Annotated in this window: 2 protein-coding genes; both read left to right on the top strand. The window is 46.3% G+C overall.

The window, feature by feature from the left end:
- The first annotated feature begins 20 nt into the window (after positions 1–20).
- Entirely contained in the window at positions 21–10,832 is a 10,812-nt protein-coding gene (ppsD, locus tag BSU_18310) for a nonribosomal plipastatin synthetase D involved in synthesis of plipastatin (RefSeq protein NP_389713.2), read from the top strand.
- Between the two features lie 7 nt (positions 10,833–10,839).
- Positions 10,840–14,679, top strand: coding sequence for a nonribosomal plipastatin synthetase E (ppsE, locus tag BSU_18300; RefSeq protein ID NP_389712.1), 3,840 nt, complete (start codon positions 10,840–10,842; stop codon positions 14,677–14,679).
- Positions 14,680–14,704 lie beyond the last annotated feature (25 nt).

The raw sequence follows: 14,704 nt of genomic DNA, 5'->3' as shown, positions 1-14,704 counted from the left end.
TCGTGACAGGAGACATGAACATGACAAAAGCGAATTCAATTCAGGATATTTATCCGCTGTCTTACATGCAGGAAGGGATGCTTTTCCATTCCCTCCTGCAAAAAGATTCACAGGCGTATGTTGAGCAAGCTTCTTTTACAATAGAAGGAAAAGTCAACCCGCAGTTTTTTCAAAACAGCATCAACGCTCTTGTAGAAAGACATGATATTTTCAGAACGATTTTTATCAGCCAAAATGTTTCCTCCCCCCAGCAGGTTGTTCTGAGAGAACGAAATGTCATCGTACTGGAAGAAGACATTACTCATTTAAACGAGGCGGAGCAATCACAGTTTATCGAGCAATGGAAAGAAAAGGACCGGGACCGGGGGTTTCATTTGCAAAAGGATGTGCTCATGCGCATCGCTCTGATTCAAACAGGAGAGAGCCAGTACTCTTGCATTTGGACCTTTCATCATATCATGATGGACGGTTGGTGCCTCAGCATTGTGCTAAAGGAGTTTCTGCATATTTACGCATCTTATGTAAATGCATCCCCAATAACATTGGAGCCGGTCCAGCCATACGGAAAGTATATCAAATGGCTGATGGAGCAAGACAAAGAGCAGGCGGTTTCTTATTGGGATCATTATCTTTCCGGCCACGAACAGCAAACCGTGCTCCCGAAGCAGAAAAAAACAAAGGGAAAAAGCAGGCAGGAACACGTTACATTTTCATTCTCTAAGGAAGAAAGCAGCAGGCTTTCAGAGCTTGCTGCTAGAGAAGAAGTGACACTCAGTACGATTTTTCATACCATTTGGGGCATTCTGCTGCAAAAATATAATAATAACGATGACGCCGTATTCGGTTCTGTCATTTCAGGAAGACCCGCAGAAATCGAAGGCATTGAACATATGGTAGGTCTTTTCATTAATACGATGCCGGTTCGGGTGCAGGGGGCAAAAACGCCTTTTCTTCAACTTATAAAAGATATGCAAAAAGACCGTCTTGCCGCTGAAGCGTACAGCTACCACCCTTTATATGAGATTCAATCCCGCTCAGCTGTTAAGCAAGGGCTGATTGATCATATTCTCGTATTTGAAAACTATCCGGTGCAGCAAGAGATTCAAATGCTGAACAAACAGGAACATGCTTCTGATCTTTTTCAGATTCATAATTTCACTGTCGCAGATGAAACCAACTACAGCTTTTATCTTATGGTGGCGCCAGGGGAAGAAATTCATATCAAAATGAACTATGATGCGGAGCAGCACGATCGGTCTTTTGTGCTCTCTGTCAAAGAGCATCTTCTGAATGCTGTATCACAAATCTTAAATAATCCGAATCTTCCACCTGAAGAAATCGATATCACGACAGATACTGAAAAGCGGCAGCTGATTGGAGAAATCACAGATCAAACACCAGTTTACGAAACCATCCATGCCATGTTTGAAAAGCAAGCGGAAAAGACACCAGATGCTCATGCTGTAATTGATCAAGCCTGCTCATTAACATACAGAGAACTGAATAAAGCGGCTAACAGATTGGCACGGCATTTACGAATGAAAGGCGTTGTGAGACAGGAACCCGTTGCGATTATGATGGAACGCTCAGCGGCGTTTATCACAGGTGTTCTTGGTATCTTGAAAGCAGGCGGCGCCATTGTTCCGGTTGATCCGCATTACCCTGCTGACAGAATCCGTTATATTCTGCATGATTGCGGCTGTTCGCATGTTGTTTCACAAGCGCATCTTCCCTCATCGTTAGAAGACAATTACATTATCACTCATCCAGAAGATATCGAAAGCAAAGTAGACGGCAGTAACATAAAGTCAGTCAACAATGCTGACGATCTGCTGTATATGATTTATACATCAGGCACAACAGGTAAACCAAAGGGTGTTCAATTTGAGCATCGAAACATGGCTAACTTGCTGAAGTTCGAATATACTCACTCCGGCATTGACTTTGAAGCAGATGTTCTGCAATTTGCGACGCCTTCCTTCGACGTCTGCTATCAAGAAATATTTTCTGCGCTTCTGAAAGGCGGCACACTCCACATCGTGCCAGAAGCCATAAAAAGAGATGTGCCTCAGCTGTTTGCATTTATAAACAAGCATCAGACGAATATTGTGTTTCTCCCAACTGCTTTTATCAAAATGATTTTCAGCGAGCGAGAACTTGCGAACTCGTTTCCTGATGGCGTCAAACACCTGATCGCAGCCGGGGAACAATTAATGATTTCAGACCTTTTCCAAGATGTGTTGCGTAAACGCGGCATACACCTGCACAATCATTACGGACCTTCAGAAACTCATGTGGTATCTACGTATACCATTCATCCTGGAGACCCTATTCCTGAGCTTCCGCCAATCGGTAAACCGATAGGCTGTACTGATCTATATATTTTGAATCATCAAAAACAGCTTCAGCCATGCGGCGTACCAGGCGAACTCTATATTTCCGGCGCAAGTGTTGCCAGAGGATATGTCAATCACGATAAACTGACAAGCGACAAATTTTCATCCGATCCATTCAAGCCTGATGTGATCATGTACCGGACAGGTGATTTGGCCAGACGGCTTGAAGACGGCAACATCGAATATATCGGACGGGCAGACAATCAAGTGAAAATCAGAGGTTATCGAATTGAGCCGCAAGAAATCGAAGTCACGCTAATGAATCATCCGGACATTAGTGAGGCTGCCATTCTCATCTGGCAAGATCAAAACGGTGAACATGAATTATGCGCTTACTATTGCAGTGTACAAAAGCTGAACACAATAGATTTACGCAGTTATATGGCTAGTGAGCTCCCAGAATACATGATTCCGGCGAAATGGATATGGGTTGACAGCATACCTCTTACCCCAAACGGAAAAGTAGATCGCGCAGCACTTCCGGAGCCAGATGCTTCAATCAGCGGAAACCCATATACTGCCCCTCGAAATCTGTTAGAGGCAAAGCTTTCGCAACTATTTGAAGATGTGCTAAAGAATGGGCATATAGGCATCCAAGACAACTTTTTTGACAATGGCGGTCACTCGTTAAAAGCAACAGTGCTTATGTCACGGATCGCAAAGGAATTCCATGTGCAAGTTTCACTTAAGGACATCTTTGCTCATCCGACTGTTGAAGGATTAGCTTTAATTATTCGAGAGGCAGAACAAAATCTGTATGCAGCAATTGAACCAGCAGAAAAAAGGGATACATATCCTGTATCTTCGGCCCAAAAACGAATCTATGTGCTTCAACAGCTTGATGAGGGTGTCGCCTATAACATGCCTGCGGTCTTAGAACTGGAAGGTGCACTGGATGTCGCCAAACTGTCTGCTGTATGTAAAGAACTGATCAGCCGGCATGAGCCGCTTCGAACTTCCTTTGTATCCGGAGCTGATGACGAGCCGGTTCAGCGTATCCACACCGAAGTGCCGTTTACGTTAAGTAAAGAGACCACTATCGAGGGATTTGTCCGTCCCTTTGATCTCAGCCAGGCGCCATTATTTAGAGCAGGCCTTATAGAAGTGTCAAACGAGAAGCATGTATTGCTGGTGGATATGCACCATATCATTTCAGATGGCGTATCCGTTCAGCTCCTAATCCGAGAATTTACCGATCTTTATGCAAACCGGCAGCTTAAGCCATTGCGGATCCAATATAAAGATTACGCCGTATGGCAGCAGAAATTTAAAAAGGGAGACTCGTACCAAAAGCAGGAGACTTACTGGCAGCAGCAGTTTAGCGGGGACCTTCCTATACTGGAGCTTCCAACAGATAAACGACGTCCGGCAGAACGGCAATTCATAGGCGGAAAAGTAACCTTTCAATTGGACAAAGAGATCACGGCCCGCATAAAGCGGCTCGCCCATAAAAACAGAAGCACGCTTTATATGACGCTTCTCGCTTTGTATTCAGCCTTTTTGTCTCGGTTAAGCGGTCAGGATGATATCGTGATTGGTTCACCTATCGCCGGACGGCCCCATGCCGACCTTGAAGCTGTTCTTGGGATGTTCGTCAATACATTGGCTCTCCGCACACGCCCGGCGGGTAATAAGACATTTGAGGAATTTCTGAAAGAAGTCAGACAGACGGCACTAGAAGCGTATGAGCATCAGGATTACCCGTTTGAAGAGCTTGTGGACAAACTCGGTGTGCAGCGGGAAATGAGCCGGAATCCTTTGTTTGACACAACGCTAGTCCTTCAGAATATGGAACAGCAAAAGCTAAAAATGAATGATGTACAGCTTCAGTGGAACGACTTGGAGCACCCAATATCAAAATTTGATATTTCCCTATACGTTACAGAGCATGATTCCGAGCTTTTCTGTCAGTTTGAATACAGTACAGCTTTGTTTGAGAAAGAAACCATCCAAAGGTGGGCCAGCCTTTTCACCACGCTTGTGGAACATACAGCTGCCAGTCCTGAAACAGAATTGGACAATATTCCAATCTTAACAAAAGAAGAAGAGCGAGATTTCATTGAATCATGCCATCTGTTTGAGGAGACGGGCTATTCAATGAATCAAACGCTCCACTATGCACTCGAACAGCAGGCAGAAAAAACGCCTGATCAGGCGGCCGTTATCTTCGAAGATGGAGTGATGACCTATAAAGAATTGAACGAACAGGCTAACCGTATCGCCTGGGAGCTGATCGGACGGGGGGTAAAACCCGAAACGACTGTTGCCATTATAGGAAAGCGTTCACCTGAAATGCTGCTTGGCATTTATGGCATTCTTAAAGCTGGCGGCGCTTATCTGCCCATCGACCCGGATTATCCGGAAGAACGAATCAGCTTTCTGCTGGAGGACAGCGGTACAAACATTCTCCTGCTTCAGTCTGCCGGCCTTCATGTTCCGGAATTTACAGGAGAGATTGTCTATCTCAATCAGACAAATAGCGGACTGGCACATCGTTTGTCCAATCCGAATGTGGATGTTCTCCCGCAATCTTTAGCCTATGTCATCTATACATCCGGCTCTACCGGGATGCCTAAGGGTGTTGAAATTGAACATCGATCAGCGGTGAATTTTTTGAATTCCCTACAGTCCCGCTATCAGCTAAAGCATTCAGATATGATTATGCACAAAACATCATATTCATTCGATGCTTCAATATGGGAGCTGTTTTGGTGGCCTTATGCCGGAGCTTCTGTTTATCTGCTTCCTCAGGGAGGCGAAAAAGAACCTGAAGTGATCGCGAAGGCCATAGAAGAACAAAAGATCACAGCTATGCATTTTGTGCCTTCAATGCTCCATGCATTTTTAGAACATATAAAATATCGCTCTGTACCGATTAAGACAAACAGACTCAAGCGAGTGTTTTCTGGGGGAGAACAGCTGGGGACCCATCTTGTCTCCCGATTTTACGAGTTGCTTCCAAATGTTTCAATAACCAATTCCTATGGGCCAACGGAAGCAACCGTAGAAGCTGCATTCTTTGATTGTCCGCCGCATGAAAAACTTGAACGGATCCCAATTGGAAAACCTGTTCATCATGTCAGATTATATCTCCTGAATCAGAATCAGCGGATGCTGCCTGTTGGATGTATCGGCGAACTGTACATAGCCGGAGCGGGTGTTGCCAGAGGTTATTTGAATCGGCCGGCATTAACGGAGGAGCGTTTTCTTGAAGACCCGTTTTACCCGGGTGAACGCATGTACAAAACCGGGGATGTGGCGCGCTGGCTCCCTGACGGGAATGTTGAATTCCTCGGGCGCACGGATGATCAGGTGAAAATCCGCGGCTACCGGATTGAGCCGGGAGAAATTGAAGCGGCACTAAGAAGTATAGAAGGTGTAAGAGAGGCGGCCGTTACCGTACGGACAGACAGCGGGGAGCCGGAATTATGCGCTTATGTAGAAGGGCTCCAAAGAAACGAAGTCCGAGCGCAGCTTGAGAGACTGTTGCCGGGCTACATGGTCCCAGCCTATATGATAGAGATGGAACAGTGGCCGGTTACGCCAAGCGGAAAGCTCGACCGAAACGCCCTGCCAGCTCCTGGCGGAGCGGCAGATGCGGAGACCTACACAGCGCCGAGAAACGTGACTGAGATGAAGCTTTCTCAGCTGTGGGAGGACGTGCTGAAAAATGGCCCTGTCGGGATTCACGACAACTTTTTTGACCGCGGGGGACATTCCTTAAAAGCAACGGCGCTTGTCTCACGGATCACCAAAGAATTCGATGTACAGGTGCCGCTAAAAGATGTGTTTGCCCATCCGACGGTAGAAGGACTGGCTACCGTTATCCGTGAAGGAACGGACAGTCCATATGAAGCGATTAAGCCCGCTGAAAAACAGGAAACCTATCCGGTTTCCTCTGCCCAAAAGCGGATTTATGTCCTTCAGCAGCTGGAGGACGGAGGGACAGGCTACAATATGCCGGCTGTGTTAGAGCTCGAAGGGAAGCTCAACCCTGAAAGGATGGACAGAGCTTTCCAAGAGCTGATCAAGCGCCACGAGTCGCTTCGAACCTCCTTCGAACAGGACGAAGGAGGCGATCCGGTGCAGCGCATCCATGACGAGGTGCCGTTTACGTTACAGACTACAGTTCTCGGCGCACGAACCGAACAGGAGGCCGCAGCCGCATTTATCAAACCGTTTGATCTCAGCCAAGCGCCGCTGTTCCGTGCCCAAATCGTAAAGGTATCAGATGAGCGGCACCTATTGCTGGTTGATATGCATCACATCATTTCAGACGGTGTTTCCGTCAACATTCTGATTCAAGAATTCGGCGAGCTGTACAATAATCGGAAGCTTCCGGCGCTGCGCATTCAATATAAAGATTATGCCGTATGGCAAGAAGGATTCAAAACAGGAGACGCGTACAAAATGCAGGAGGCGTACTGGCTGAAGCAGCTCGAGGGCGAGCTGCCTGTGCTGGATCTCCCCGCTGATCATGCCCGCCCGCCGGTGCGAAGCTTCGCGGGTGACAAGGTCTCATTTACGCTGGAACCAGAGGTTGCATCAGGCCTTCACAAGCTGGCACGAGAAAACGGAAGCACACTGTACATGGTGCTCCTTGCGGCTTACACCGCGTTCTTGTCACGCTTAAGCGGACAGGAAGATATCATCGTCGGCTCGCCAATCGCCGGCCGGCCGCACAAGGATCTTGAGCCGATACTCGGCATGTTTGTGAACACGCTGGCGCTTCGGACGCGCCCGGAGGGCGGGAAGCCATTCGTACAGTATTTGCAGGAAGTGCGTGAGACAGCATTGGAAGCCTTTGAGCACCAGAATTACCCGTTCGAAGAGCTTGTCGATAAGCTTGAATTGACACGAGATATGAGCCGGAACCCAGTGTTTGATGCGATGTTAGTTGTTCAAAATAATGATTACGAGCCATTGCATCTTCATGATTTGCAAATGAAGCCGGCACAAGTTTCTCATCTCGTTTCTAAATTCGATTTGACACTACAGGCATCTGAGGGCGACGGAAACATTCATTTCCTTTTTGAATATTCAACCGCATTGTTCGAGAAAACCACCATTGAACGCTGGGCATCGCATTTAACAAATGTACTTAGCATCATCGGCAAAAACCCGAAGGTGACACTCAACCATATCGACATCCTGACCCAAGAAGAGCGGCACCAGCTGCTTAATGAGTTTAACACCGGGCAAGCGAATCAATACGGAGTTCAAACAATCAGTCAATTGTTTGAGCAGCAAGCTGCACGAACACCAAAAGCTTCTGCACTTGTCAGCGGAGACAAAACACTCACTTATCAGGAGCTTGACGAGTGGTCCAATGGAATCGCACGTGCATTGCGCAGCCGAGGTGTTAAGCCGGACACACCAGTAGGCATCATGATGCATCGTTCGTTCAGTATGATAGCATCCATACTTGGTGTGTGGAAAGCCGGAGGCTGTTACGTTCCCATTGATCCTGAATACCCGAAAGAACGGAAACGCTATATCCTCAGCGACAGCGGAACGAAACTGCTGATGACAATAAATGAAGCGGATCTGGGAGTACTTGCTGACTTTGAAGGAGAGATCTTGACGATAGAAAGCGTAGAGGAAGACGACAAATCGCCGCTGCCGCAAATGTCGTCTGCCCATCATTTGGCTTATATCATTTATACTTCAGGAACGACGGGCCGTCCAAAAGGGGTAATGGTCGAGCATAAAGGGATTGCTAACACTCTTCAGTGGCGGCGAAACGCTTATGCATTCAACGAGACAGATACCATTCTGCAGCTCTTTTCTTTCTCATTTGACGGCTTTATAACTAGTATGTTTACACCGCTTTTGTCAGGTGCAAAAGCCGTTTTGCTTCATGAAGAGGAAGCGAAGGATATTCTGGCCATTAAGCATCAGCTGTCTCGTCAACGGATTACACATATGATTATTGTGCCTGTTTTATATCGAGCGCTTTTGGACGTAGTGCAGCCGGAAGATGTAAAGACGCTTAGAGTCGTCACACTGGCGGGAGAAGCGGCTGACCGCGAATTGATCGCCCGCAGCTTAGCTATATGTCCGCATACCGAACTCGCCAACGAATATGGACCGACAGAAAACAGCGTGGCGACTACCGTCATGAGACATATGGAAAAGCAGGCATACGTAAGCATCGGCCAGCCGATTGACGGAACTCAAGTGCTGATTTTAAATAGCAATCATCAGCTTCAGCCAATCGGTGTTGCGGGAGAGCTTTGTATAGCAGGAACAGGGCTTGCAAGAGGGTACGTTAATCTTCCAGAACTGACAGAGAGAGCATTCACGCAGAATCCATTTAAACCCGAAGCACGAATGTACCGAACAGGAGACGCCGCCAGATGGATGGCCGACGGTACACTCGAATATCTCGGAAGAATCGATGATCAAGTCAAAATCAGAGGATACCGTGTAGAAACGAAAGAAATTGAATCGGTCATCCGGTGTATAAAGGGTGTAAAAGACGCCGCAGTAGTTGCTCATGTAACAGCGTCAGGACAAACCGAATTAAGCGCTTATGTGGTGACAAAACCAGGGTTGAGCACAAATGCTGTACGCTCAGAATTACAAAACAAGCTGCCGGTGTTTATGCACCCTGCGTTTATTGAAAAACTGGACTCACTTCCATTGTCACCAAACGGCAAGCTGGATCGCGGAGCACTTCCAAAACCTGTATACAACCACGAAGGTGAACGTCCATTCCTCCCGCCATCCAGCAAAATGGAACAAATACTGGCAGATATATGGAAAGAAGTACTGGGGGCAGAAAAGATCGGAACAGCTGATTCGTTCTTTGAACTTGGCGGAGATTCAATCAAAGCGTTACAGGTATCTGCGCGGCTTCACCGGATAGGCAAGCAAATGGCAGTGAAAGATTTGTTTAGCCATCCGACCATTCAAGAATTGGCAGCTTATATCCGTGATTCAGATACAAGTTCCAGCCAAGCTGCGGTTGAGGGAGACGTACAATGGTCGCCTGTTCAAAAATGGTTTCTTTCTCAAGATATAAAAGAAAAACACCATTTTAATCAGTCCGTAATGCTGCATCGAAGCACCTCTGTACAAGAAGACGCACTGCGAAAAACGTTAAAAGCAATAACGTGTCATCATGATGCGCTGCGAATGGTGTTTACACAGAATGAACAAGGAAAGTGGGATCAATATAATCGGCCGCTCAGTCATTCGGACGACGCGTTGTACGGCCTTCAGATGATTGATTTGTCAGCTCCGGACGGCACTGATGGAAATAGACCGTATGAACCTCTTATCAAGCGCCATGTACTTGATATTCAGCAGAAAATGGATTTGAAGAATGGTCCGCTGCTGCAAGCCGGTCTTTTCCACACAATTGACGGTGATTTCTTATTTTTATCTGCTCATCACCTCGTCGTTGACGGCATCTCATGGCGGGTTCTGCTTGAAGATTTGGCTTTAGGGTATCGCCAAGCTGCTGGCGGGGAGGATATCAAACTGCCGCCTAAAACAAGCTCGTTTAAAGCGTATGCGAAAAAGCTCTCTGACTACGCTGAAAGCCAGCAGCTAATGAAACAGCTCAAGTATTGGCGCGAAGCCGAAGAGTATCAAACAGAGGCATTGCCTTTTGATCAAATCGATGGAACTAGAGCACACGAGGGACAACGGTCCACAATTTCGTTTACCTTAAACGATAAAGAGACAGCAGCACTCTTAAAAGACGCCAACAGCGCATATAACACTGATACGCAGGACATGCTGCTCGCTTCTGTCATTCTTGCGCTGCGCCATTGGACCAATCAATCCGCCTTCAAACTATCATTAGAGGGCCACGGGCGAGAGGATGTATTAAAAGGAATAGATGTGAGCCGGACGATTGGATGGTTTACCGCCATTTATCCGTTATTGATTAAACTGAACGCAGACTTGCCAGATTCGGAAGAAAGCATGGTTCATGTGCTAAAAACAACAAAAGATACACTGAGACGTGTACCTGACAAAGGATTCGGCTACGGTGTCATCAAATATTTGACTCCGCCTGGCAAAAAAGACATCAATTTCACAGGTGCACCAGAAATCAGCTTTAATTATCTTGGTCAATTTGAAAGCGGCCGCACAGCTGAAGTACCTGAGGAGGACGCCTTCTCATTCTCTCCGCTGGGTGCCGGAGGTGATATCAGCACAACATGGAACCGTGAACAGTCGCTGGATATCAGCGCAATCGCTGCAGAAGGAAAATTGACTGTCAATATGACTTATGACAATGCCCGCTTTCAGCGCAAAACCATCGAACAGCTTAGCGAAACATGCCGTCAATTTTTATTACAGCTGATCGAACACTGCCAGAACAAAAGCGAAACAGAAAAGACGATCAGTGATTTTGATGATCAAGAACTGACCGAGGACGCCCTGCAAGAGATCGCTGATATGCTCAGTTTTCACTAATGAATCCGTGAAGAAAGGTGCAGACACTATGAATACCATTAAAAAAATCAAGAACATTTATCCTCTGAGTCATATGCAGGAAGGGATGCTGTTTCATTCCTTCCTCCGTAAAGAGGAGGGGGCGTATGTTGAGCAGTCGCTCTTCACCATTAAAGGAAGCCTCAGCTATGACTGGTTCCAGCGCAGCATTCAAGCCATTATCGACCGCCATGATATTTTCAGAACCGTGTTTTTGCCGCACGTCCCGCATTTGTCGGGACCTCGGCAAGTCGTGATGACAGAACGTGAATTCCATTTGAACAGCGAAGACATTTCTCATCTGCCGACAAACGACCAGAATGAGTATATTGAACGCTTTAAAGAGAAGGACAAGCAAAAAGGCTTTGATCTGCAAAAAGACATGCTGATGCGGATTTCTCTATTCAAAACAGCTAAAGATGAGCATGTCTGTATCTGGAGTCACCATCACATTTTAATGGACGGATGGTGCCTAGGTATCGTTATGCAGGAATTTATGCAAATTTATCAATCGATTCATGCAGGAAAACCGCTTTCATTAGACCCTGTCCGTCCGTACAGCACCTATATTTCATGGCTGACAAACCGAGACAAAGAAAAAGCAGCGGCCTACTGGGATACCTATTTAAAAAACTACAGCGCTCCATCACCTCTGCCTCGTGTGTCTGATAAAGAAACAAAAGAAAGTTATCACCGTGAAGATTTGATATTTTCATTAAATAAACCACTGACAGACAAGCTGAAAGAGACTGCCAAACAACACGGCGTCACGCTCGCTACCCTTATTCAGGCAGTCTGGGGTGTGATGCTGCAGCAATATAACCGCACAGACGACGTTGTGTTTGGCGCAGTTGTATCAGGAAGACCGTCAGAAATCCCAGGCGTGGAGCAAATGATAGGGTTGTTTATCAATACCATACCGATTCGAATTAAAACACACCAAGACGAAACGTTTCACGAGCTGCTCATACGCTGCCAGAAAGAAATGCTGGAAGCTGAGCCGTTTACCTGCCAGCCTTTATTTGATATTCAGGCAAACACCGCATTAAAACAGGAACTGATTGATCACATTATCGTCTTTGAAAACTATCCGTTACAGCAGAAAATCGCCGATTCCGCTGATCAAACCGATTCACCGCTGCAAATCGATCAAGTTCAAGTATCCGAGCAATCAGGATATAACTTTAATCTTGTCGTTGCTCCTGGCGAAGAGCTTGTCATCAAGTTCAGCTATAATGCATTCGTTTACGATGCTGCCTGGATCAGCTGTATCAAGAGGCAATTTACGCAAGCGCTTAGCACAGCTGCACAGCACCCTCATATGCCAATTGCTGATTTTTCTTTTCTTGATGCAACAGAAAAAGAGCAGATTGTCACACAGTTCAACAATACAAAAACGGAGTATCCAAAGAATCATACAATTATCGATTTATTTCGCGAACAAGCAGAAAAGACGCCAGACCATACCGCACTTGTGTATGGCAATATGTCTATTTCGTATAAAGAGCTTGATAAACGCTCTAATGCGCTCGCCAGAGAGTTAATTCAAAAGGGATTTCGGAAAAACGAGACAGCCGGAATATTGGCTGCACATTCTCCCGAATTCATGATCAGTGTGCTTGCCGTATTAAAAGCAGGGGGAGCATACCTCCCGCTTGATGCGGAGCTTCCGCCTGAACGAGTCAGCTTTATGCTTGAGGAAACGCAGGCAAAAATGCTGATTGTTCAAAAGGGATTGGAGCAAAACGCTGCGTTCTCAGGAACATGTATCATTTCAGATGCGCAGGGATTGATGGAAGAGAACGATATCCCTATTAATATCAGCTCCAGCCCGGATGATCTTGCGTACATCATGTATACCTCAGGATCAACAGGCCGGCCGAAAGGGGTCATGATCACGAATCGCAATGTCGTGTCCCTTGTCAGAAACAGCAATTACACGTCTGCGTCCGGTGATGACCGGTTTATTATGACTGGATCTATCAGCTTTGACGCCGTCACCTTTGAAATGTTCGGGGCACTTTTAAATGGCGCAAGCCTTCATATCATTGATAAATCGACAATGCTGACACCTGATCGGTTTGGAGCGTATTTGCTTGAAAATGACATTACAGTGCTATTTTTAACGACAGCTCTTTTTAATCAGCTGGCACAGGTACGAGCTGACATGTTTCGCGGACTCCATACGTTATATGTCGGAGGAGAAGCACTCTCTCCTGCCCTGATGAATGCCGTCAGACACGCCTGTCCAGATCTCGCGCTTCATAATATTTACGGGCCAACGGAAAACACGACTTTTTCAACCTTTTTTGAAATGAAGAGAGACTATGCGGGGCCGATTCCGATTGGAAAACCAATCAGTAATAGCACCGCTTACATCTTAGATACAAAAGGACGTCTTTTGCCAATAGGCGTTCCCGGCGAGCTTTGTGTTGGCGGTGATGGAGTCGCTAAAGGCTATTTGAACAGAGTAGATCTGACAAATGCTGTGTTTTCTCCTCATCCTTTCTTGCCTGGAGAAAGAATATACCGTACTGGTGATTTGGCGCGCTGGCTGCCTGATGGAAACTTAGAATACATCAGCAGAATTGACAGGCAAATGAAAATCCGCGGAAAACGAATTGAGCCTGCCGAAATAGAAGCGCGCCTGTTAGAAATGGAAGGCGTTCAAGAAGCAGCAGTGACATTGAGAGAAAAAGATGGAGAGGCGCAGCTGTACACTCATTACGTCGGTGATCACAAAAAAACAGATACGGATTTTCGCGCCGATTTGGCGCGTGTGCTTCCAGACTATATGATCCCGCAGCACTGGGTGCGTGTGGAGCGGATGCCGCTTACCGGAAACGGAAAAATAGACCGCAGCGCGCTGCCTATTCCAGAAAATAAGCCTGCCAAACGACAGAACATCATATTGCCAAGAAACTTGGTTGAAGAAGAATTGGCGAACATTTGGAAGCAAGTCCTCGGTGTTAACACAATCAGTATTGATGATGACTTCTTTGCTATTGGCGGACATTCACTAAGAGCACTGCAAGTCATACATACACTAAAACATCAGCAGAACATTGACATACCGATTGATTTCTTGTTCGAACATCCGACAATCGCTCAGCTTGCCGAAAAACTTTATTCTAAACAGCTGACAGCAGCAAATGAACAGCATGTGATCAAACTGAACCAGCACGGCGCGCAAAATCTTTTCTGCTTCCCGCCGATATCGGGATTTGGCATTTATTTTAAAGACCTTGCTTTATTGCTGAATGAGAAGGCAGCCGTATACGGGTTTCACTTTATTGAACAAGACACCCGCATTGAACAATATGTTAATTGCATGACGGACATACAGCCTGAGGGCCCATACGTTTTATTAGGCTACTCTGCAGGCGGAAACCTGGCTTTTGAAGTGGCACAGGCTATGGAGCGCAAAGGATTAGAAGTCAGCGACTTCATTATCGTGGACGCTTATCTAAAAGAACAGCCTTTGCCTATCGATACCGGTAATGACGAATCTGCAGCATATCTGCCTGAAGCAGTCAGAGAAAAGGTGATGAAGAAAAAAAGAAACTATCAGGAATATTGGGCACAATTGCTGAATGAAGGCCACATCAAAGCAAGCATTCATTTCATCGAAGCTGGAATCCACCCCGAAACCAGCGGGCATACAGGCTTAACGAAATGGGAAGGCGCCTGCGGAAACTATAGTGAGTACACGGGTTTTGGCGCTCATAAAGACATGCTGGAAGGAACATATGCTGAAAAGAATGCCGACATCATCCTCGACATTTTAGAAAAGATCACTTCAAATCAAGTAATACTGCACAAACGATAAAGCGGATTAGCGGACAGAGGCCATT

The organism is Bacillus subtilis subsp. subtilis str. 168, assembly GCF_000009045.1.
GTDB classification, from domain to species: Bacteria; Bacillota; Bacilli; order Bacillales; family Bacillaceae; genus Bacillus; species Bacillus subtilis.
The sequence above is the reverse complement of the archived record's forward strand: the minus strand, read 5'-3'. Positions and strand labels throughout refer to the sequence as shown.